22 protein-coding genes are annotated in these 21,917 nt (G+C 65.7%); 14 read left to right on the forward strand and 8 right to left on the reverse strand.

Annotation, left to right across the window (positions count from 1 at the left end):
* Window positions 1-62 precede the first annotated feature (62 nt).
* Genes OB2597_RS03475 through OB2597_RS03485 form a run of 3 tightly spaced genes read right to left on the reverse strand, consistent with a single transcriptional unit; the run spans window position 63 to window position 2,484 of the window.
* Window positions 63-842, reverse strand: coding sequence for an enoyl-CoA hydratase-related protein (locus OB2597_RS03475; RefSeq protein WP_009804133.1), 780 nt, complete (start codon window positions 840-842; stop codon window positions 63-65).
* Window positions 839-1,729 (reverse strand): crotonase/enoyl-CoA hydratase family protein, encoded by an 891-nt coding sequence (locus OB2597_RS03480; protein WP_009804134.1) that lies wholly within the window; start codon window positions 1,727-1,729, stop codon window positions 839-841. The genes OB2597_RS03475 and OB2597_RS03480 overlap by 4 nt, the downstream gene beginning before the upstream one ends.
* Window positions 1,726-2,484, reverse strand: coding sequence for a FadR/GntR family transcriptional regulator (locus OB2597_RS03485; RefSeq protein WP_009804135.1), 759 nt, complete (start codon window positions 2,482-2,484; stop codon window positions 1,726-1,728). The genes OB2597_RS03480 and OB2597_RS03485 overlap by 4 nt, the downstream gene beginning before the upstream one ends.
* 835 nt (window positions 2,485-3,319) lie before the next feature.
* Between OB2597_RS03485 and OB2597_RS03490 the strand changes: the two genes are divergently transcribed.
* From OB2597_RS03490 to OB2597_RS03530, 10 genes are all read left to right on the forward strand, one after another.
* Window positions 3,320-4,231, forward strand: a complete 912-nt coding sequence (locus tag OB2597_RS03490) for an NAD(P)/FAD-dependent oxidoreductase (RefSeq protein WP_009804136.1) — start codon at window positions 3,320-3,322, stop codon at window positions 4,229-4,231.
* Complete coding sequence (locus OB2597_RS03495; RefSeq protein ID WP_009804137.1) at window positions 4,228-5,442, forward strand: GTP-binding protein; 1,215 nt, start codon at window positions 4,228-4,230, stop codon at window positions 5,440-5,442. Before OB2597_RS03490 ends, OB2597_RS03495 begins: the two co-directional genes overlap by 4 nt.
* The gene (locus tag OB2597_RS03500) at window positions 5,439-6,077 is read left to right on the forward strand and encodes a DUF1826 domain-containing protein (RefSeq protein WP_050759197.1); all 639 of its coding nucleotides are present in this window, start codon (window positions 5,439-5,441) and stop codon (window positions 6,075-6,077) included. Before OB2597_RS03495 ends, OB2597_RS03500 begins: the two co-directional genes overlap by 4 nt.
* The gene (locus OB2597_RS03505) at window positions 6,074-6,364 is read left to right on the forward strand and encodes a DUF6525 family protein (protein WP_009804139.1); all 291 of its coding nucleotides are present in this window, start codon (window positions 6,074-6,076) and stop codon (window positions 6,362-6,364) included. Before OB2597_RS03500 ends, OB2597_RS03505 begins: the two co-directional genes overlap by 4 nt.
* 115 nt (window positions 6,365-6,479) lie before the next feature.
* Window positions 6,480-6,623: a hypothetical protein gene (locus tag OB2597_RS22045; RefSeq protein ID WP_009804140.1), complete on the forward strand. Its 144-nt coding sequence runs from the start codon at window positions 6,480-6,482 to the stop codon at window positions 6,621-6,623.
* A 73-nt stretch (window positions 6,624-6,696) separates the two neighbouring features.
* Window positions 6,697-7,359: a zinc uptake protein ZrgA gene (gene zrgA / locus OB2597_RS03510; protein WP_009804141.1), complete on the forward strand. Its 663-nt coding sequence runs from the start codon at window positions 6,697-6,699 to the stop codon at window positions 7,357-7,359.
* A 2-nt stretch (window positions 7,360-7,361) separates the two neighbouring features.
* Window positions 7,362-8,051 carry an ABC transporter ATP-binding protein gene (locus OB2597_RS03515; protein WP_040608985.1) on the forward strand — a complete coding sequence of 230 codons (690 nt, stop codon included), beginning with the start codon at window positions 7,362-7,364 and terminating at the stop codon, window positions 8,049-8,051.
* A complete protein-coding gene (locus OB2597_RS03520) occupies window positions 8,048-9,295 on the forward strand; it encodes an ABC transporter permease (protein WP_009804143.1) in 1,248 nt (415 codons plus the stop codon). Before OB2597_RS03515 ends, OB2597_RS03520 begins: the two co-directional genes overlap by 4 nt.
* A 5-nt stretch (window positions 9,296-9,300) precedes the next feature.
* The gene (locus OB2597_RS03525) at window positions 9,301-9,804 is read left to right on the forward strand and encodes a DUF3299 domain-containing protein (protein WP_040608987.1); all 504 of its coding nucleotides are present in this window, start codon (window positions 9,301-9,303) and stop codon (window positions 9,802-9,804) included.
* Complete coding sequence (locus tag OB2597_RS03530) at window positions 9,795-10,301, forward strand: DUF3299 domain-containing protein (RefSeq protein ID WP_009804145.1); 507 nt, start codon at window positions 9,795-9,797, stop codon at window positions 10,299-10,301. The genes OB2597_RS03525 and OB2597_RS03530 overlap by 10 nt, the downstream gene beginning before the upstream one ends.
* 479 nt (window positions 10,302-10,780) lie before the next feature.
* Here the strand turns inward: OB2597_RS03530 and hisN are convergent, their stop codons facing one another.
* On the reverse strand, window positions 10,781-11,569 hold the full coding sequence (gene hisN, locus OB2597_RS03535) for a histidinol-phosphatase (RefSeq protein WP_009804146.1): 789 nt from the start codon (window positions 11,567-11,569) through the stop codon (window positions 10,781-10,783).
* A gap of 208 nt (window positions 11,570-11,777) precedes the next feature.
* On the opposite strand from hisN, the gene OB2597_RS03540 reads away from it, so the two are divergent.
* The 4 genes from OB2597_RS03540 to OB2597_RS03555 all read left to right on the forward strand — a co-directional run bounded on the left by OB2597_RS03540 (window position 11,778) and on the right by OB2597_RS03555 (window position 16,366).
* On the forward strand, window positions 11,778-12,785 hold the full coding sequence (locus OB2597_RS03540) for an ABC transporter substrate-binding protein (RefSeq protein ID WP_009804147.1): 1,008 nt from the start codon (window positions 11,778-11,780) through the stop codon (window positions 12,783-12,785).
* 85 nt (window positions 12,786-12,870) lie between these two features.
* Window positions 12,871-13,911, forward strand: a complete 1,041-nt coding sequence (locus OB2597_RS03545) for an ABC transporter ATP-binding protein (RefSeq protein ID WP_009804148.1) — start codon at window positions 12,871-12,873, stop codon at window positions 13,909-13,911.
* Window positions 13,908-15,590, forward strand: coding sequence for an ABC transporter permease subunit (locus OB2597_RS03550; RefSeq protein ID WP_009804149.1), 1,683 nt, complete (start codon window positions 13,908-13,910; stop codon window positions 15,588-15,590). The genes OB2597_RS03545 and OB2597_RS03550 overlap by 4 nt, the downstream gene beginning before the upstream one ends.
* Complete coding sequence (locus OB2597_RS03555) at window positions 15,590-16,366, forward strand: DeoR/GlpR family DNA-binding transcription regulator (RefSeq protein WP_009804150.1); 777 nt, start codon at window positions 15,590-15,592, stop codon at window positions 16,364-16,366. Before OB2597_RS03550 ends, OB2597_RS03555 begins: the two co-directional genes overlap by 1 nt.
* Before the next feature lie 564 nt (window positions 16,367-16,930).
* On the opposite strand, the gene amaB is transcribed toward OB2597_RS03555, so the two are convergent.
* From amaB to OB2597_RS03575, 4 genes are all read right to left on the reverse strand, one after another.
* Complete coding sequence (amaB, locus tag OB2597_RS03560) at window positions 16,931-18,454, reverse strand: L-piperidine-6-carboxylate dehydrogenase (RefSeq protein WP_009804151.1); 1,524 nt, start codon at window positions 18,452-18,454, stop codon at window positions 16,931-16,933.
* Between the two features lie 163 nt (window positions 18,455-18,617).
* Complete coding sequence (locus OB2597_RS03565) at window positions 18,618-19,871, reverse strand: amidohydrolase family protein (RefSeq protein WP_009804152.1); 1,254 nt, start codon at window positions 19,869-19,871, stop codon at window positions 18,618-18,620.
* Window positions 19,872-19,875: 4 nt separating this feature from the next.
* Entirely contained in the window at window positions 19,876-20,856 is a 981-nt protein-coding gene (locus tag OB2597_RS03570; RefSeq protein ID WP_009804153.1) for a succinylglutamate desuccinylase/aspartoacylase family protein, read from the reverse strand.
* A 31-nt stretch (window positions 20,857-20,887) separates the two neighbouring features.
* Entirely contained in the window at window positions 20,888-21,868 is a 981-nt protein-coding gene (locus tag OB2597_RS03575) for a succinylglutamate desuccinylase/aspartoacylase family protein (RefSeq protein WP_009804154.1), read from the reverse strand.
* Between the last annotated feature and the right edge of the window lie 49 nt (window positions 21,869-21,917).

Below are 21,917 nucleotides of genomic sequence, written 5' to 3' on the forward strand. Positions count from 1 at the left end.
TTGGTCCCGCTGCCGGATGTTCGCGCCCCCTCCTCCTTAGAGGGGCGCTTCCATGCGCGGGCTCAGTCGTGGAATTTGGCCTGTCGCTTCTCCCGGAACGCTGCCAGGCCCTCTGCAAAGTCGGGGGTCTCCCCCGCCTCCTTCTGCAGCTGTCGTTCTGTCTTCAACGTTGCTTCGAACCCCGCATCCGCCGCGCTCCATGCAGCTTTCCGGATCAGGCCGTAACTGCGGGATGGTCCCTGCGACAGCTTCCGCGCCAGCTGCAACGCGGTGTCTTCGACCGCGTCATCCTCGGTCACGCGCGTGATGAGCCCCCATTCATGCGCCTGCGTGGCGGGTATCTTCTCGGCAAGCAGCATCATCTCCATCGCACGGACACGGCCGACAGCTCGGGTCAACAGCCAGGTCGCGCCGCCATCCGGCACAAGACCGATACGGGCGAACGCTTCCAGGAAATAGGCACTGCGGCCGGCGACGATGACATCGCAGGCCAGCGCGATCGACGCCCCGACCCCCGCCGCTGCACCGCGCACGGCCGAGATCAGCGGCACCGGCAGATCGCGGATCGCAAGCATCAGAGGGTTGTAATCCTCCTCGAGCGTGGCCCCCACGTCGAAGCTTTCGGCATTCTCCGGCATTGCCGCCTTGAGGTTCGCGCCGGTCGAAAAGCCGCGCTCTCCGCCGGCCAGGACGATCGCGCGGGCCCCCTGCTCCACTTCGGAGGCCAGCAGCGCGCGCAGCGTTTGCGCCATGTCCGGCGTGAGTGCATTCATCGTCGCCGGATCGTTCAGGCGCAGCACCGTGACGGCGCCCTCGCGTTCTTTCAAGATCGTGTCGGTCATGACCCTCCTCCCGAATGCCAGCCCGGTTCGGACCACCATGGATAAAACCCCGGCAGGTCCGCGGACACGGTGTCGGGGAACGCAGCCGGGCGCTTTTCAAGAAAGCTCGCAACGCCTTCCGACGCATCCGCCGAGGACGAACGCGCGGCAATGGCGCGGCTGTCGATCTGGTGCGCCCGCATCGGATGCGCCTCGCCGGCCATGCGCCACATCATCTGCCGCGTGAGCGCGACCGAAACGGGCGCCGCGTTGTCGGCGATCTCGCGGGCGATGGCGTGGGCCGCGGGCAGCAGGTCGTCGGGGGCATGGACCGACCGAACCAGCCCGCCTGCCCGCGCCTCCTCTGCCCCGAACACGCGGCCCGAGTAACTCCATTCCAGCGCCTGAGACATGCCGACCAACCGCGGCAGGAACCAGGCCGAGGCCGCCTCGGGCACGATACCACGCCTGGCGAAGACGAACCCGAACCGCGCGTTGTCCGAGGCCAGACGGATGTCCATCGGCAGTTGCATCGTCGCGCCGATGCCGACGGCCGGCCCGTTCACGGCGGCGATGATCGGCTTGAGACTGTTGAACATCCGGAGCGTCAGCACCCCGCCCATGTCGCGGTTCGATTCCGCGTCCCAGACGGCGGGATCCGTCGCCTTGGGATCGACCCGGGCCGAGGTAAAGGCGTTTTCGTCGTCCAGATCCACGCCGGCACAGAACCCCCGCCCTGCCCCGGTGACGATGACCGCACGCACCGCATCATCGGTGTCGGAGACATCGAACGCGGCTATCATCTCGTCCATCATCACGCGGGTAAAGGCGTTCAGACGGTCCGGCCGGTTCAGCGTCAGGGTCATGACGCCATCTTCGATCCCTGTCGCAATCGTCTCATAGCTCATGTCACACCCTCCGTGTGCGACACGGGTCGCGGCAGGACGGGGTTTGCATCGTCAAGCCCTGCCAGCTGCACGCCGCGCCAGAAATCCTCGATATGCATCCGCGCCCACTTGGAGGCACGTTCGACATCCCGGTCACGAATGGCAGCCAGGATGTTCGAATGCGCCTCGATCTGCCGCTTGTAGAAATTGGTGGCCACGGGCGCAATATGCTCGAAACCGCGGAACAGCAGCAGGCCGACGGGTTCCCGCGCGGGTCCCAGTACCCGGTTGTGCCCGATTTCGGTGACGCGGGAATGGAACTTCTCGTCCAGTTCGATGGTCTCTTCCAGCTGCCCTTCAGAGGCGACAAGCGCCGCGTGCAGCTGCTGCAGATCCTCGATCTCTTCCGGCGTGGCCCGTTCAGCGGCGGTCCGCGCGGCCAGCGGCTCCATCACCATGGCCACCTCGACCAGCTCGCGAAAGGTGACTTTCATCAAGGCCATCGCCCGCGTCGCCCGCGTCGTCAGCAGATCGACCGGCGGCACCGTGACCTCCATGCGCCGGGGCGAAGGGCGGTGGATCAGCCCGTCGGTTTCCAGCTGCCGCAGCCCTTCCCGCACGGTCGACCGCGTCACACCGAAGAGCGATCCCATTTCGGTCTCACCGGGAAGCAGATCACCGGGCTTCAGATCCCCGCGCAGAATCTGCGCTTCGATCTCCTCGGCGATCTTCTGATAAGCATAACCCGACTGAACAGGCTTTTCCGGGTGGCTCATGCCGCATGCCCCCACCCGGACAGCCGCAGCACAGGCGCGCGGGGTGTCGCCGTTTGTCTGTTCTGCAGTCGTCGAGTCACGAACCCCTCCCAGTGTCGGACACTAACCAATGCAGAGCGTTTCGAGTGGCCCTCGTCAACCGAATTGTTTTCTCTGTCGGCAAGGCTGCGGCGCCGCCATTTCCTCCGAAGAATGCAATCCCATCCACCGACATATGTGCCCGAAACCAGAAGAAATACCTTTGCTGACAGTCACTTACACGTCGACACCTTCGGCCGCTGCCGTGCGCACATTGTCGGACGCAAAAGCAGTTCCTTTGCTGCTGTCGAACGCCTTGACGCAACGTCCCCCATGACGATCGACAAGATCATGGCTTTCTTGCCATCTGCGACAGCCAAGGGCGGCTCAAGAACGGGCGTATGAGAACAAGCGAGGACCGCTGTCCGGACGCGCGGTCTGACCGCATATCCCCCTGCCCCTTCAGCCGAAGATCACCGCCTGCTTGTCCAGCCTTCCCCGCAAAAAACTGCCAAGTGGCGACATCGCATAAAATCGTTTTTGACAGACGGTTGAGCTCTCACTTTGTGGTTCTCCCGCTGCGCCAAACCCTCTCGCGTCGGACTTTGAAAACAGCGGCACCTGGCGGCGCAACTCTGCCTCTACCTGCGCGCCGGCAAAGATTGGGCTTGAGCATCATTCTTGTTATAAGGTAACAAACAGTAACGTGATATCATAACCACATCGGGATTACTTCGCCGATCCGGCGACCACAGCGTCACATGATCGGATGCCCGCAATCATGCTCCGGCGCGACCGGAAGAGGAGAAGTCTTGCCATGTTCGACGCAGCGATCATCGGGGGAAGCTTCGCCGGCCTGAGTGCCGCGCTGCAACTCGCCCGCGCGAGCCGATCCGTTCTGATCCTTGACGAGGGCCGTCCGCGCAACCGTATGTCCCTCGCAGCCCATGGTGTGCCGGGATGGGACGGCGTGCCGCCGACCGATATCCTGGCGCGGTTTCGCGCGGACCTGGCGAAGTATCCGACCATCAGCTTCATGGACACCCGGGCAGAAGAGATCTCGGGGGGCCTCGATGCCTTCACGGTGGCCACGGAAACCCGAAATCCAGTGCACGCGCGCCGGATCATTCTCGCGCACGGGGTGCAGGATGTTCTGCCGGATCTGCCGGGCCTTGCCGAGGCCTGGGGGCGGACGGTGCTGCACTGTCCCTATTGCCATGGCTACGAGGTGAAGGGACGGCCTCTGGCCGTTCGCGCGTCCGGCCCGATGGCGGTCCATCAGGCGCAAATGCTCCGCGCCGACTGGAGCGACGACGTCACCCTGCTGACGAACGGCGTCGAAGGCGTCGACGCATTGGCGTCGGCGGGCATCAGGGTCGATCACCGGGAGCCCCTGCGGCTCGTAACCGGCGATGGCATCCGGGTCTGCTTTCAGGACGGACCGGATGCCGAGTTCGCGGCCATCTTCACCGCCCCCGAGATCGACCTGACGGGGTCTCCGGCCGGCCGCCTCGGCGTGGGTCTGTCCGAGGGGCCGATGGGGCCTTTCGTCCGCACCGGCCCGATGCAGCAGACCGATGTTCCCGGCGTTTTCGCCGCCGGTGACCTGGCCACCCCCATGTGGAACGTCAACTACGCCGTTGGCGATGGCGCTCGCGCCGGTGCGGGCTGCCACCAGTCGCTTCTCTTCCCCGGTTTCATTCCAGCACTCGAAAAGGAGGCCGCATGACGACCCCCCAGGACCCCCGCCTTCCCGTCACCGTCCTTTCCGGATTTCTGGGGGCCGGCAAGACGACCCTGCTGAACCGCGTGCTGAACAACCGCGACGGGCGTCGCGTCGCCGTCATCGTGAACGACATGTCCGAGGTGAACATCGATGCCGACCTTGTCCGGGCCGACACCGAACTGTGGCGCACCGACGAGACGCTGGTCGAGATGTCCAATGGCTGCATCTGCTGCACGCTACGCGACGACCTGCTGCTGGAGGTCCGAAGGCTGGCCGCCGAAGGGCGGTTCGACTACCTCCTGATCGAATCCACCGGGATTTCCGAACCACTGCCCGTCGCCGCGACCTTCGACTTTCGGGACGAGGCGGGGGAAAGCCTCTCGGACGTCGCCCGCCTCGACACGATGGTGACGGTGGTCGACGCGGTGAACCTGCTGAACGACTACGCCAGCCACGATTTCCTGCGCGACCGCGGCGAGACCCTGGGCGAGGAGGACGAGCGCACGCTGGTTCACTTGCTGACCGATCAGATCGAGTTCGCGGACGTGGTCATCCTGAACAAGGTCACCGACGCCGGGCCCGAAAAGGTGGACGCCGCGCGCAAGATCATTCGCAGCCTGAACGCCGATGCCCGGATCATCGAGACCGACCGCTCGGAGGTCGCGGCGGGTGCGATCTTGGACACGGGACTGTTCGACTTCGAGAAGGCGCACGAGCATCCCATGTGGGCCAAGGAGCTTTACGGCTTCGCCGACCACGTGCCCGAGACCGAGGAATACGGCGTCACCTCCTATGTCTACCGCGCCCGGCAACCGTTCGATCCTTCCGGGGTCATGGCCGTCTTGAACGGCGATCTGCCCGGCGTCATCCGTGCCAAGGGCCATTTCTGGATCGCGACCCGGCCCGACTGGGTGGCCGAGTTCTCGCTGGCCGGCGCCCTGTCGTCGGTGACGCCGCTCGGCCAGTGGTGGGCCACCGTCCCGAAGGAACGCCACCCGGATCACGACAGTGCCCGGGCCTACCTGGCGCAGCACTGGGCCGAGCCCTGGGGGGATCGGCGGCAGGAAATCGTCTTCATCGGCGCGGGAATCGACTGGCCGTCGCTGAAGGCGCGGCTGGATGGGGCGCTGGTGCCGGAGCATATCGCGCCGGGCCCCGACGCGCTGCCGGATCTGCCCGATCCCTTTCCGGCATGGCGGAGGGCGGCTGCATGACGTCGATGCGTCCGATCCACGCCGCGACGAAGACAGGTGTCCTGACCGTCACTGCGCCGTCGGAGATCGCCCTGATCCGCGCGCCCGAGATCGGCGGACTGGTCTGGCGGCGGAGTCCTCTTCCGTCGTTCCAGACATGGATCGAAGGCCTCCCGCCGTCTCGTTTGCCGCGTGCGCGGGTCATCCTGCGGCCCGCGGCGGCCCGGTCTGTCGTGACGGAAGCCTGCAACAGCGCGGCGACGCCAGAAGGGCCGGAGCGGGAGCGCCTGATCGACGATGTCGCGGCGCTGGCGGACATTTTCGCCGGCGTGACGAACGCGCCATGGCTTCGGCTTCGGCTGGATGTGGTGACGGGCGATGCCTGCCGCCGGTTCCACGTCGACCGGGTCACGGCGCGACTGGTCTGCACCTACCGCGGCACCGGCACGCAGTACGGGGTCTCGGATGCGGACGGGGCAGATCCGCAGACCATCCACACCGTCCCGACCGGCGCGCCCTTCGTCGTGCGCGGCACGCTCTGGCCGGCGCAGCCCGATCCCGGCCTTCTGCACCGCTCTCCGCCGATCGAAGGCACGGGCGAGACGCGCCTGATGCTCGCGCTCGACCCGATCGACGACCCGGAGGAGGAGGCATGAAGCGCAACGTATCCACCACTCTCCGCCGCCGCCGCCGCGCCGACCCGATGCGGGCCTATGACGCTCTTCCACGCCCGCTGCGCCTCTGGATGGCGCAGGCCGTGCTGCCGTGGTCGCCCGCCTCCTGCCGCCGCATCTGGGCCAAGGCCCGGGCGGAGGGCGAAAGCCCCGATGCGATCCTGGACCGGCTCGACCGGGCCGAGGAGATGACCCTTTCCCGCGACCGGCTCTCGCTGGCCGCCGTCAGCCGCGCACCTCTCGACGAGCAACAGGATCGAAGTCCGTGAATCCTCCGCTGGCAGTCCTGTTTGCGCGAGGCGCCGCTGGCGCTTTTTTCTCGCTCGTGATCGCCGCTATCGCCCGGCTTCGTGGCCTCACCTATCTGGGCGGGAGCCGTGAGACATGACTTTTCTGAAAGCTTCTGACATCGCTGTGTCACAGGGCGACACGCCGATCCCGCACTCGGTGTCCCTGCACCTGGAACCGCGGAAGCCGCTGGTCATTCTCGGCGAAACCGGGTCGGGCAAGCGCCAAACGCGGATCTGATCCCGCCGCGTGTCGTGGAGGCGTTGCAATGACCCGTTCAACTCTTCATCAATCAAACCTGAAAGGACCCATCATGAAACCGATCCACCTGGCCCTTGCCGCCTCGACCCTTGCCGCACCTGCATTTGCACAGGACAGCCGTGAAATGGACGCCCATGTGCACGGCGTCTCGACCGCGGAAATCGCCGTCGAACACGGCAAGGTCGAGATCAACCTGCTGTCGCCCGGCATGGACATCGTCGGCTTCGAATACGAAGCGACCTCAGCCGAGGACAAGGATGCGGTCGAGGCCGCCATCCGCACCATGCTCATGCCCGAGAACATCGTGACCCTGCCCGAGGCCGCCGGCTGCCGGCTGACCGAGGTTCTGGCGCACCTGCATTCGGGCGATCATGACCACGATGACGCCGACGCGCACATGGATGACGTTCATGAACACGAGCACGAGGACCATGCCGAGGACGACCACGATCACGACCATGAAGATCATGGGGATGACCATGACCACGAGGATCATGCGGGCGATGACCATGACCACGGCGACGAAGCCCAGCATAGTGAGCTTCACGTCAGCTATGCTTTCGCCTGCGAAGACGAGGATGCGCTGACCACGATTTCCTTCCCGTTCTTCGACCAGTTCGAGAACGCGCAGGAGATCGAGGCGCAATACGTCACCGAAACCGGCGCCGGTCAGGCCGAGATCACGCGGGACGCGCCCGAACTGACGCTGGAGTGACGATGACGGACCCGGCGCTGACACTCGAGGATGTCCGCTTCCGCTGGCCGGGGCGTGCGACCTTCGGGCTGTCGGTGCCCGGCTTCCACATGACGCAGGGCGAGAGCGTCCTGCTTCTGGGCGAAAGTGGGTCGGGAAAATCCACCCTGCTCTCGCTGATCTGCGGGATCGTCACCGCGGAGCGCGGGCGGGTCGAGGTCGGCGGCACCGACCTCTCGACCCTGCGCGCCGGGGCGCGGGACCGTTTCCGCGCCGAACGGATCGGGGTCATCTTCCAGCAGTTCAACCTGCTGCCCTATGCAAGCGTGTCGGACAATATCCTGCTTCCGCTGCGGTTTGCCCCCGAACGGCGCAAGCGTGCCGCACCGGATGAGGTCGCGACCCTGTGTTCCGCGCTTGGTCTGCCCGTCGGTATCACCGGCGCGACCGCAGGGCGCCTATCGGTCGGCCAGCAACAGCGGGTCGCCGTGGCGCGCGCCCTGATCGGGCAACCGCCGCTGATCGTCGCGGACGAGCCGACCTCGGCGCTGGATGCCGCGACACAGGATACGTTCCTCGGCCTGCTCTTCGACCGGATCGCGCCCAGCCGTTCGTCGCTGCTGATGGTCAGCCACGACGAACGGCTGGGGGCCCGGTTCGACCGTGTCGTGCGCCTGGTCGACATCGCGCAAACCGAGCGGCTGGCCGCATGATCCTCCGCCTCGCCTTCGGCTCGCTTCTGGCGCGGGCGCTGACGGTCGGCATGACAATCCTTGCCATCGCCCTGTCGGTCGCGCTCTTTCTCGGTGTGGAAAAGGTGCGCACCGGCGCGCGGGCCAGCTTTGCCGACACGATCTCGGGCACGGATCTGATCGTGGGGGCGCGCTCGGGGTCCGTTCAGCTGCTCCTCTATTCCGTGTTCCGGATCGGCAATGCCACCAACAACGTGACCTGGGAGAGCTATCAGGACATCGCCTCGCGCCCAGAGGTCGACTGGATCGTCCCGATCTCGCTCGGCGACAGCCATCGGCAGTTCCGCGTGATGGGCACGACGCAGGCCTTCTTCGAGCACTACAGGTATCGCGGGGGCCGGTCCCTTGTCGTCGGCCAGGGACATGGTCTCGACGACCTCTATGACGCCGTGATCGGAGCCGAGGTCGCGGCGTCGCTCGGCTACGAGGTGGGCGACCCGATCATCGTGTCGCACGGGCTGGCCAGTTTCACCGACCACGACGATCAGCCCTTTCGCGTCGCCGGGATCGTCGACCGGACCGGCACGCCGGTCGACCGCACGGTGATCGTCAGCCTCGAGGCGATCGAGGCGATCCACGTGGATTGGCAGTCGGGCGCTCAAACCGGACGGACCACGCCGGTCGAGCGGATCAGGCAGATGGATCTGACACCCTCGGCGGTGACGGCGGCGCTGGTCGGGGTGAAATCGCGCCTTCAGATCTTCGGCCTGCAACGGGCGATCAACGAGTACCAAGAAGAGCCGCTGCTGGCGATCCTGCCGGGTGTCGCTCTTCAGGAACTCTGGCAGATCGTCGGTGTCGCCGAAACCGCTCTCATCGGTGTCTCTGCCATGGTGGTGGTCACGGCGCTGCTGGGCATGATGGCGATGATCTTCTCGTCCCTCAACGAACGGCGGCGGGAGATGGCGATCTGGCGCGCCATGGGGGCGCGACCCGCGACGATCCTCGGCCTGCTGGTACTTGAGGCGGCTTTGATGGCCGCCATCGGTGCGATCCTGGGGCTCGCGCTGCTCTATGCCGCACTGTTTGCCGCGCAGCCGCTGGTCGACAGCGCCTTCGGCCTCTGGCTGCCGATCGACCCGCCGACGGCCCGGGAACTGTCCGTTCTCGCAGGTGTGATCGGCGCCGCGGCGATCGCCAGCCTTCTTCCTGCACTCAGGGCCTACCGCCTGTCGCTCGCCGATGGCATGATGGTGAGGATATGACACCCATGCACCCGTCCCGACGCGCCTTCATGGCCCTTGCCGCCGCGACCCTTGTGCCGGGGCGCGCCCTGGCCAGTCCGTTCCGGGAAATCACCTGGCAGGACCTGATCCCCGAGGGCGTACCCTATGGAGAGATCATCGGCCCCGGCCAGATCGACGCGGTGAACGACACCTGGGTCCCGCAGTTCGACGAGAATGCCGGCAAGCTGAACGCCAGGCTGGACGGCAAACCGGTGAAACTGCCGGGCTACATCATCCCGTTCGACGTAAGCTCGGAGGGCGTGACCAGCTTCATGCTCGTGCCTTACGTGGGCGCCTGTATCCACACGCCGCCGCCGCCCCCGAACCAGCTCGTCTTCGTGACCGCCTCGACGCCCTGGCCGAGCGAGTCCCTGTGGGACCCAGTCTGGGTCTCCGGCCGCCTGTCGGCGAAGGCGATCTCGACCCAGATCGCCGAAGTCGGCTACCAGATCGCGGCCGAAAAGATCGAGGTATACAAATGGCAGTGACCCTCCCATCGCGTCGCGCGGTCCTGCTTGGCCTTGCCGCTGCTGGGCTGGCGAGCCGCGGATTGGCCGAGACGGTGGTCGACCTTGAATGGCGGGACCTGCTGCCCGAAGACGACCCTTCCCTGCCGGGCAACCTTGCCGGGATCGTGCCGCATGAGGAAAGCAGCCTCGCCGCGCAACAACCCGCTTCGTCCGGCATCCGCACGGACTGGAATGGACAGATCGTCCGGCTGTCCGGGTTCATCGTTCCCATCGACCACAAGGGAACCGGCGTCACGGCCTTCATCCTTGTGCCCTACGTCGGCGCCTGCGTGCACGTGCCGCCGCCCCCGGCAAACCAGCTGGTCTTTGTCACCACGGGGACGCCCTACGAAAGCTCCGGCATGTTCGAAGCTGTTACCGTGACCGGCATGTTCGGAACCGCGTCGACATCGACACAGCTGGCCGAGATCGGATATGCGCTCTCAGCTGAAGAGATCCGGGCGTTCCGAGCGTAGCGCTCAAGAGCGGAGGCGCAGACGCAAGGGGCGCGGCATTCAGCGGGACCCGTCCGTCCTGGACCGGATGAAATCGCTCATGTCGAAGGTTTCGGGCGGGCCGCTGTTCAACCCATCGTCGATCAGCCCTTGTAGCTCTGCGATCGCGTCATGCCGCTGCTGATCGCGACGGATCAGATCGCGGACATAGTCGCTGACATTGCTGAATTGCCCATCCCGGGTTCGGGTTTCGACCTAGGTCTTCATCGGATCGGGAGAGAAACGTTCATCGTGGCCATACAAGGAAGATGGTGTTCCCGGCAAAGTTTTGTCAATCACCGTGATGCTGGGCGAAAGGTCACATCGGAAAGTCCCAGGGGGCGCAGTCTGAACCGCGGCTTCCAGAATGGCTGAGTCAGGTGAATTCGTCCGCCCGGTCTGACGGGGAAGATGACCGCCGGGTGCCTTGACCGTCAGCTCGGGGATCACACGCCCGGGCCTCAAGCCAGTGCTGCAAGCGCAGACCGATGCAGTTCGGCACTCGCTGCGGCAATGACGCGACCGTCAGACTGCAGCGAGAGCGACTTTCCGTTCCAGTCGGTGATCACGCCGCCGGCGCCTTCGACGACCGGGACGAGCGCCAGGTAGTCGTAGGGATGGAGGTTCATCTCGAAGACGATGTCGACATGTCCCGAAGCCAGCAGCCCGTATGCGTAGCAATCTCCACCGAAGCGGCGCATTCCGACTTTTGCCGACAAGGCCTCGAACTTGGCGTGCCCCGCGGAATCGAACGTGTCGGGCGTCGTGGTGTAGAGCGTGGCCTCGGCCAGGGCGACCCGGCCACTTGCCCGGCAAGGTTCGCCGTTCAGCGTGGTGGTCCTGCCACGGACCCCCATCCACCTTTCGCCCGTTGGCGGAATCGAGATCACGCCGACCTCGGGCCGACCGCCCGATAGGCAGGCGATCAGGGTTCCGAAGGTGGGCATTCCCGTCATGAAGCTCTTGGTGCCGTCGATCGGGTCGAGAACCCACACCTGCTCTGCATCCAGGCGCGCGTCCTCGTGCTCCTCCCCCAGGATGCCGTGGGTCGGAAACCGGCTGTTTATCCGCTCGCGCATGGCGGCCTCGATGGCGCGATCGGCCTGCGTGACCGGCGAGGCATCGGCCTTGTGCTCGACCTCGAGCGATTTGCGGAAATAGCTCATCGCCATCGCGTCCGTCACCTCGGCGAGGTCGCCGGCGAATTGCGCCAGAATCTCCGTCTCGCGGAAAGTCGTCGGGCTCTGCATGTTTTTTCCTCGTCCGCGGCGGGCCAGCAGCAGGCGCGATGCCCCTGCCGAAATAAATCGTAGACAAAACGCACAGAAATGCAAGACTACACAAATACCCACGCCTCACACACCGGGCGCGGCAACGAGAACGAGCCGGCAGCAGGGCTCGCACCGATCCGGGGCAGGCACTGGCTCAGGAACGCGTGGACCAACAAGGAGAGAAGACATGATCACCTGGACGAGACTCACCGCGGCGTCGCTGGTCGCCCTCGGCCTGGCCGCACCGGCCGTCGCCGACGAGATCACCGTGTACACCGCCCTCGAAGAAGAAGAGATCGCGGCCTATGTCGAGGCGGCGCAGAAGGCCATGCCGGACACCGAGATCAACGTGCTGCGCCTGTCCACCGGCAAGCTGGGCGCGCGCCTGCTGGCCGAGGCGGGCAATCCGCAGGCCGACCTGATCTGGGGGTGGGCGGTCAGCGCCATGATGGACCCGCAGATCCTCGATATGCTCGAGCCCTACGCGGCCGAGGGTGTGGATGTCCTGCCCGCTACCTTCCGCGGCGAGGACGGCAAGTGGTTCGCGCCGATCGGTTACATGGGCGCCTTCTGCGTCAACACGGCCCGGCTGGAAGAAAAGGGCCTCCCGATGCCGTCCAGCTGGGAAGACCTGGAAGATCCAGCCTTCAAGGGCGAGATCCTGATGCCCGACCCGAATTCCTCGGGTACCGGCTACCTGCACGTCAACGCGGTGCTGCAGAGCATGGGCGAAGAGGCCGGATGGGCGCAGCTCGAAGCCGTCGATCCCAACATGGCGCAGTACACCTCTTCCGGTTCCAAGCCCTGCAAATCGGCGCGCGTCGGCGAATATACCGTCGGCATCTCGCTGGCCTTCACCGCGATGCAGTCGGTCGAGGAAGGCTATCCGCTCGCCATGGTCTTTCCCGAAGGCGGTGTCGGGTATGAGCTCGAGGCGTCCGGTCTGATGGCCAGTTCCGACAACAAGGAGGCGGCCAAGGCGTTCCTCGACTGGACGATGTCGGACGACGCCATCGACCTCTACCAGCAGTACAAGGCGCTGATCACCATTCCGGGCGTCGACGCCTCGCAGGCGGCCGAGGATGCCGGACTGCCGGCCGACATCTCGACCATCCTGGCCGATATCGACTTCGTCGAGGCGGCCGGGAACCAGGACGCGGTCAAGCAGACCTGGAAGGACAAGTTCGGTCGCTGACCGCAGGCACGGGCGGCCTGTGCCGCCACCCAGAGCGCGGGCCTCGCCGGGGTCCGCGCCACAATACTGAGAAGACAAGATCACCATGTACCTGACCGTTCGCGACGCCACGAAAACCTACGGCTCCTTCACCGCGCTCGACCGCGTCTCGATCGGGATCGACCAAGGGGAATTCGTGTGCCTGCTGGGCCCGTCCGGCTGCGGAAAAACCACGCTGTTGCGGCTGATCGCGGGGCTGTCGGACCTGGATGGCGGCCAGATCCTGCTCGAGGGCGCAGCATTGTCCGACCTGCCCGCCCGCAAGCGGGGCTTCGGCATCGTGTTCCAGTCCTATTCGCTTTTCCCGAACATGACCGTGGCCGAGAATATCGGCTACGGGCTGAAGATCCGCGGCACGCACCGGTCCGAGGTCGCCCGGCGGGTAAGCGAGCTGCTCGAACTGGTGAAGCTACCGCAGCTGGCGGACAACTTTCCCGGCCAGCTTTCGGGGGGACAGCAGCAACGGATCGCGCTGGCCCGCGCCATCGCCGTCGATCCGCGGGTGCTGCTGCTGGATGAGCCTCTCTCGGCGCTCGATGCCAAGGTCCGGTCCGAGTTGCGGGACGAAATCCGTCATGTCCAGCGCTCTCTCGGGATTCCCACCCTGATGGTCACCCATGACCAGGAGGAGGCGCTGGCGCTGGCCGACAAGATCATCTGCATGAACCACGGCGTCGTGGTACAGGCGGGCACGCCGGAACACCTCTACCACCGACCCCGGACACGGTTCGTGGCCGAGTTCATGGGCATCAGTAACCTTCTGACTGCCGACGCGGTCCGACGGGCCTTCCCCGACCTCCCGGCGAGGCAGCCCGGCGGAACGGAGGGAAACCATGTCGCCTGCATCCGCCCCGAACAGATCGGCGTGACCCCGGCCCCGGACGGAAACGCCACCGTGCGCAACATCAGCTTTCTCGGCAACCTGCGGCGGCTAGAGGTGGACAGCGCCGGCGGTCCGCTGGTGGTCGAAACCCACGGCTCCGACGCCTGCCGCGAAGGCGACCGCGTGATGCTCCGGCTCGCGCCGGACGCCTGCACCTGGGTCGCTGACGACCTTGCCCGGGACCCGGCCGAGGTACGGGCATGAGCTTTGCGAAGACGGCAGTGACCGCCGCTCGCCGCCGACCGGACGCCGACCGGCTCCTGACATGGCTGTGCGTGGGCCTGCCCCTGCTCGGCCTTGTTCTGTTCTTCCTCTATCCGATGGTGATCGTCTTCCTGCGCTCGCTGACGGTGGAGGATGGCTACGGCCTTGCCAACTATTCTCAGGTCCTGGCCTCGGCCGGGTTCTGGCGCGCGACCTGGCATTCGCTGCTCATGGGCGGCACCACCACGGCGCTGAGCGTTTTTCTCGGGTTCATCATCGCGCACGGCCTGCACCGCTGCGCCTTTCCCGGGAAATGGCTGGTCCGCGGGGTGATCGTCCTGCCGCTGCTCGCCCCCTCGCTGGTGCAGGCCCTGGGGCTGATATTCCTGCTGGGGCGCAACGGCGTCGTCAGCCGCGCGCTCGGCATCGAGATCGAGATCTATGGCTTCTGGGGTCTGCTGATCGCGAACACGCTCTACGCCCTTCCGCAGGCGGTGATGATCATCGGCGCGGCGCTGGTGTTGCTGGATGCGCGGACCTACGAGGCCGCAGAGGTCATGGGCGCCTCTCCGTCCCGCCAGTTCCGCGACCTCACGCTGCCGGCGGCGCGCTTCGGGATCCTGAACGCCGCCTTCGTGTGCTTCACCATCACGATTACCGACTTCGGCAACGCTGCGGTGATCGGCGGCGACTATTCGGTCCTGGCCACCGAAATCTATTCGCAGGTGGTCGGGCAGAGAAACTTCAACATGGGCGCGGTCGTCGGCATCATGCTGCTCCTCCCGACGGTGGTCTCCTACGCGATCGAGCGGCAGGCGATGAAACGCCAGCAGACCGGCCAGGCCACCGGGCAGGTCCGCTATCGCCCCAGCTTCGCGCCGCTGCGCGACACTGTCATGGCCGCGCTTGCGCTTCTGATCTGCGCCGGCATCGTCGCGGTGATCGGCATCGTGGTCTACGCCAGCTTCGTCACCCTGTGGCCCTACAACATGGCACTGTCGCCCAAGCACTACGACATAACGCTCGCGGGGGGGTATTCCTCGCTCTGGATGACGATCGTGATCTCGGTGATGGCGGCGACCGGCGGCACGCTTGCCGTCTTCCTTCTCGGGCTGGGATTGCGACGCTTGCCGCGCCGCGCGGCCCAGCCGATCCAGGTGCTGGCCGCGATGCCGGCGGCGGTACCGGGGATGGTGCTGGGGCTGGCGTACATCCTGACGTTCAACTCGACGGCAACGCCGCTCTACCTGCTCTACGGAACCGCGGCCCTTATCGCGATCATCAACTTCTATCACTACCACACGCAGGGTTTTCTGACCCTGATGACCGGCTTCCGCCAGTTGCCACCCGCGCTCGAGGAAGCGGCGGGCAGCCTGGGGGCTGGCCTCGGCCGCACGGCCGTCGACATCGTGGCGCCGTTCATCGCGCCCATGCTGGTTTCGGTCTTCTTCTTCCTCTTCATGCGTTCCATGGTGACTCTGTCGGCGGTGGTCTTTCTCACGACCCCGGACCTCAGTGTCGCTGCCGTCACGATCATGCGGCTGGACGATGCCGGGCTGACCTCGCAGGCGGCAGCCTTCTCCACCTGCGTGATGGCCGTCGTATGCCTTGCCCTGCTGAGCATGAAGGCTACGCTGGCGCTGATGTCGCGGCGGAAGCGGAGCAAGGACACAGCGTGATGTGGGCGAAGGAGCGGCACCAGAGGATCCTGTCCATGCTGGCCGCCAACCAGCAAGTGAGCGCCAACGATCTCGCCGAGATGCTCAACGTCTCGAGAGAGACCGTCCGGCGCGACCTCGTGGACCTGGCGGAATCCGGCCAGGTCGACCGCGTCCACGGCGGCGCGGTCCTTCCCGAGCCTCGGTCGGAACAGCCGTTCCGTCAACGCATGACGGCCCAGCTCCGCGCAAAGTCCGAAATCGCGCGGAGAGCCGCCGCACTCGTCCAGCCGGGACAGACCCTCTTCGTGGATGCGGGCACGACCACGAGCATCTTCGCCCGCGAACTCGCGAAGCTTTCGGGCATCTCGGTCATCACCAATTCGCTGGACGTGGCGACCACCTTGCAGGGCGCGGGCCGCCAGGTCCTGCTTCTGGGCGGTCGGATGGCCGCCGACGTTCCGGCGACGGTGGGCGAGCTCACGCTGGCCGAGATATGGCGTTTCCACGCCGACGTGTGCTTCTCTGCGCCGGTCGCGGTACATCCTGCCAAGGGCGCCTTCTTCTACGACCTGCAGGAAGCCGAGATCGCGAGCGCCATGTCGGCGCAAGCGCCGCGTTCGATACTCTTGGCCGACCACAGCAAGTTGGGAGAAACCAGCCGCGTCCGTTCCTGGGAGGCAAGTGAGATCGACGTCTTGGTGACCAACAAGGCGGCGCCATCGGAGCAGCTCGCGGCTTTCCGCCGCGCCGGCGTGCAGATCACGACCCCGGACGACCACGGGCACTCGGCCTGAGGGCAGTTGTCTGGACTGAGTCCCCCGTTAATTCGCACGGGAATGTACGCTACAGACGTGAACAGAAGAAGCTTGTCGGGCCGCTGGCGAGGGGAGGCCGTCCGGTACCGCCTCGATCTGCCTCAACTTCTCCAGTTCGCAGATCATGCGCGTTGCGGAAGCTGTGGTTTGCCGGTCGTAGTCACCATGAACGTCCTGTCCCGCATGGATTCCAAGCAATCGATCAAGGGCCAGCGCGGCGATGACCCGCGGTCATTCCCAGATGTTTCGATGCTCCTGCCATGCAAGGGCTTGCGCTCATGGGACGGGAGCGTCAGGCCGGATACCCGCGAGGGCTGACGTCCCGGACAGAACAAAGGCGAGCCCCAGGCAGACCGGGTTCGGTGCTCATCGACGGCGCCAATCCACAGACGCGGTCGCGGCCGCTGTTCCCGCGCCGCCTGCTTGACGTGATCAGGCGCGTCGGAGCCGGGCTCGTCGGCCGCGATACAGAGGATCTTCGACACGCAGACACGGCCGATCCGATTATCGGGCCGGAAGACGGGGGTGGCGGAACGTCCACGATCAGTCGATATCGAACACCACGCCCTGCGCGAGCGGCAGGTCTCTGGAATAGTTGATCGTGTTGGTGGCGCGTCTCATGTAGGCGCGCCAAGCGTCCGACCCACTTTCGCGGCCGCCCCCGGTTTCCTTCTCGCCCCCGAAGGCTCCGCCGATCTCGGCGCCGGATGTGCCGATGTTGACGTTCGCGATCCCGCAGTCCGACCCTTTCGCCGACAGGAAGATTTCCATCTCGCGCAGGTCGGTCGTGAAGATCGACGAGGACAGCCCGCCGCCTACGGCATTATGTTTTTCGAGCGCGTCCTCGAGGTCGGAATACTTCATCACGTAGAGGATCGGCGCGAAGGTCTCGCGTAGAACCGGGCCGTCGTGTTCCGGCATTTCCACGAGGGCCGGCTTCACGTAATATGCCGTCTTCGGCCCGACCTTCTGCCGCTCGCCTCCATGTACGGTGCCGCCAAGATCCGAGGCTTCCCGCAGCGCCGAGGTCATCGACTCGTATGCGGCGGCGTCGATCAGCGGACCGACCAGCGCATCGGTCTCCAAAGGGTCTCCGACGGAGACTGAGGCATAGGCCTTCCTGAGGGCGGGCAGGATCTGTTCGTAGACATCCTCGTGGACGAACAGGCGCCGCATCGTGGTGCAGCGCTGTCCGGCCGTTCCCATGGCCCCGAACGCGACGGCCCGGAGCGTCATGTCGAGGTCGGCCGATGGGCAGACGATGCCCGCGTTGTTGCCGCCGAGCTCCAGAATGCACTTGCCGAACCGTTCCGCTACCTTGGGGCCGACAATGCGCCCCATGCGCGTGGACCCGGTGGCGGAAACCAGAGCGACTTTGGGGTTCTCCGCGAGCGCCGCCCCGACCTCGGGGCCGCCGACAAGCACCTGGCTCAGATGCGCCGGTGCGTCATCCCCGAACCTCTTCAAGGCCCGGTCGAGAACCGCCTGACACGCGAGGGCCGTGAGGGGGGTCTTCTCCGACGGCTTCCACACGACCGGGTCGCCGCAGACCAGGGCGAGTGCGGCATTCCAGCACCACGGCGCACAGGGAAAGTTGAAGGCGGTGATGATGCCGACGACCCCCAGGGGGTGCCAGGTTTCCATCATGCGGTGGCCGGGGCGTTCGGTCGCGATGGTCAGGCCGTAGAGCTGGCGAGACAGACCGACCGCAAAATCGCAGATGTCGATCATCTCCTGCACCTCGCCTTCGCCTTCCGAGGGCGATTTGCCGGCCTCGATGGACACCATCCGACCGAGATCCGCCTTCGACGCGCGAAGCTCCTCGCCGAACAGCCGCACGAGCTCGCCCCGGCGGGGGCCCGGCACCATGCGCCAGCTTTCAAAGGCGGTCCTGGCGTTTTCGATCGCGATGCGTGTGTCCGCCTCGCCGTTCGGGGCGAGCGATGCGACTGCCGTGCCCGTCAATGGCGACATGACCTCCATGCCTTCGGCGACAGACGTGTCGATCCTCGACCCGCAGGCGGCCAGCGTTTCCCTTGTGACGGTCTTGAGATCTCGGGTCCCCATCGGGTTTCTCCTGTTTCATCGGGATCTCCGGCCGGGCGCGAGTATCGGCAGGCCGTCGATCGCATTCGGCGGCGGGCGGGGCACTTGGGCCTAGGACGTCGCCGCTCGGGGTATGGTCGTTTCACCCTTCGCCGGCCGGCGAAGGATGAATGGCAGGCGGCGATCAGCAGGTTACCTGCCGACCTCCGGAGGCGACGCGACGCCCGGCGACGAGGACCTCCCGCATTCTGGTTCGGTCAGCGAGCAGGTCGGGGTCGCCGGCCACGTCGCCATCGACCACGATCAGGTCCGCCTGCTTGCCGGGTTCCAGCGTGCCGATCGTATCGTCCTGAAGCAGCTTGGCAGTGTTGCGCGTGGCGACCTCGATCGCCTGCACGACGGTCATGCCGCACTTGACGAACTGGATCACTTCCTGCCCGCCCGAGCCGTGCGGGGTCAGAAGCGAACCGGCATCGGTCCCGGCGGCGATGTTGACCCCGATGTCATAGGCATACTTGACGTATTCGCGGTGCTTGTCGGTCCGCTCGATCACGTTCTCGATGATGTAGTCGGGAACGCCCGCTTGCTTGCCGTCCTGAATGATGCGGTCCATGACCGTCAGTGTCGGGACCAGCCAGGTGCCGTGCTCCTTTGCCAGTTCCGCGCATTCCTCGTCGAAGTGCATGCCGTGCTCGATCGAGCGGCAGCCGTTCCGGATCGACCGGATGATCGCGGGCTTGTTGTGCGCATGGACACAGACCGGCATACCCAGAAGGTTCGCCGCCTCCAACGCCGCCTCGAATTCGCAGGGGAGGAACTCCTCGGCGTCGAGCCGGCCGTGCGGATCCACCACCCCCCCGGTCTGGAAGAGCTTGATCCAGGTCGCGCCGGCCTTGGCTTGCTTGCGGATACCCTTACGGATCTCGTCCGGGCCGTCGACGATCTCGGCGATGTCTCCATGGGACTGGCTCAGCCAGCACGGCATGATGTCGCCATGTCCCCCTGTTGTGGTCAGACCGTGACCGCAGGGATGGACCCGCGGACCGTTGAGCTTGCCCTTCACGATGGCGTCCCGCGCCGCAATGTCGAGATGACCGAGGTCGCTCACCGTCCGGATCGTGGTCACGCCACCGGCCACAGTGTCCGCGAGATTGGCGGAAACCTCGAAGGCCGCCTCTCCGAACGACCTTGCCGTGACTTCCTGCACGAGGTGCGCGGGCGCGCTGAGCGAGATATGCACATGGACATCCATCAGGCCCGGCATGACGGTCGCGCCGTCGGCTTCGACAATTCTCGCGTTTTCCGGCTCTTCGGCCTGATCGGCGGGGCCGGCATAGGTGACGAGCCCGTCCTGCACCACGACCGTCGCATTCCGGACCGGATCCGCTCCGGTACCGTCGATCAGCGTGGCGCCCTTGATCACATGGGAAGTACTCATGGCTTCAGTCCTTTCTTGGGTCATGGCCGATGTGAACGAGCGTCTCGCCGTTCGTCATCACGGGGCCTGGATGAATGGCGAGAACGGTGCCGTCCCGCGGGCTCTTCGCGGTTCCCGAAGGTGCCCCGTAGATATCGAAATACTCGCCGATGACCTGTCCGGCCGAAATCGCGTCGCCGCAAGCGACCGACGGACGAAACAGGCCGCCGCGCGGCGCATGCACCCAGTCGAAGCCCGAGAAATTGGCGATTGGGCCGTGATCGTCGACTTCGCCATCCAGGATCTCGAGCGCCCGCAGGACGTTGCGCAGACGCTCTGCCGCATCCTCGACATTCTTCCTGAGAAAGGCCGGCCCCTTGCCGCCGGCCTCGACGATCAGCGCCGGAATGCCGTCGCCGGCGGCCGTCATCATGGCGGAACCGGTCAGCATGCCCGGCGGCGTGGCAAGCGTATCGCGGTACCCGAAGGCCTTCGCCATCCGCTCGCCCGTCTCGCCCACCTTGCCGTCGAGCGCTGCATAGAGCGCCCAGTGCACGTCATGGGTATGCGCCGTGTGGAAATCGACGAGATAGTCGGCATGGTTCTTCAGGTGTGGGTAGACGGCCGCCGCCATCTGCTGAGTCAGGGATCCGCCCGGATCGCCGGGGAAATTCCGGTTCATGTCGCCCCCGTTGTACTTTTCGAATGGGCTCATCCGGATGCCGGCGTTGAAGGCTGTGATATTGAGCGCGGGCAGCGCCACGACGCGACCTGCCATCCCGTCCGGATCGAGCGAGCGCAGCAGCGTGTGGATGATCTGCGTTCCGCAGTACTCGTTGCCGTGAACGCAGGCATGGAGCCAGACTGTCGGCCCTGCCTTCGCACCTGTCACGATGACGACCGGGGCGCGCATGGAGCTGCCGTCGGGATAATGCGCCAGGTCCAGCCAGCCCGTCACGCGTCCCGCGCCCCCGGTGCGTGCGGTGCCGATTTCTATGTCATTCATGTCGTTCCTCCCTGGAGGTTGATCGCCACGTTTAGCGGTTGTCGGGATTGAGCCCGATGTGGATCAGAAGCTCGCCCCTGGCCATCACCGGCCCGGGATGGATGGCGAGGACGATTCCGCTGCTGGGAGCATGGGCTTCGGCGACCATGTCGCCGAAGACGTCGCTGAACTTGCCGATCACCTGGCCTTCCGTGATCGTGTCGCCGCAGCTCACGGTCTTCTCGAAAAGGCCGCCGTGCGACGAACAGACCCAGTCGAACGACGAGAAATAGTTGAGCGGGCCGTGGTCCTCGACCTCGCCGCCAAGCATCGCCAGCTCTCGCATCATGTTGCGCAGACGATCCGCGGCCTCGTCGACGGCGGCCTTGGTGAAGGCGGGCCCGACCCCACCCGTCTCGACGATGAAGGACGGGATCCCGGCCTTGCCCGCACTGTGCATGGCCGACCCTTGGAGAAGATCGTCCTTGGCCGGCAGCGTGCTGGTATAGCCGAAGGCGCGGGTCATTCTCGCTCCGACCTCGCTGATCTCGCCACCGTAATCCGCGTAGAGCGTCCAGCGGGTATCGGAGGTCAGCGCCGTATGGAAATCGACGAAGTAGTCGGCGTGTTCCTCGAGAGGTCCAAAGACGGCATGAGCGATCTGTTCGGTCACGGTCCCGTTCTCGCGCCCCGGAAAACAGCGGTTGAGATCGCCCCCGTTGTAGCCTTCAAACGGGCTCATGCGTTGCATCGCCTGGAAGGCCGTAAGGTTCAGGGCCGGCAGCGCGACCACGACGCCCTTGAGGTCGGCCGGATCGATCGACCTTATAAGGGAATGGATCGTGAAGGTCCCGCTGTATTCGTCGCCGTGCACGCAGGCATGCATCCAGAGCACCGGCCCCTCTTCTGCACCGCGCAGGATCATCACCGGCGTGTCGACCGGATTTCCGTCCGGCGTCGCCCCGATGTTCAGGTGCCCCGTCGCCATTCCGGGCTTGTCCGCGACCGCGGTTCCGACTTCGATCTTGTTCATGTTAATATGCCTTTTCTGAAGATTGAGGGCCGTCGCGGAACGTGCCGCG

The organism is Pseudooceanicola batsensis HTCC2597, assembly GCF_000152725.1.
Taxonomy (GTDB): Bacteria; Pseudomonadota; Alphaproteobacteria; order Rhodobacterales; family Rhodobacteraceae; genus Pseudooceanicola; species Pseudooceanicola batsensis.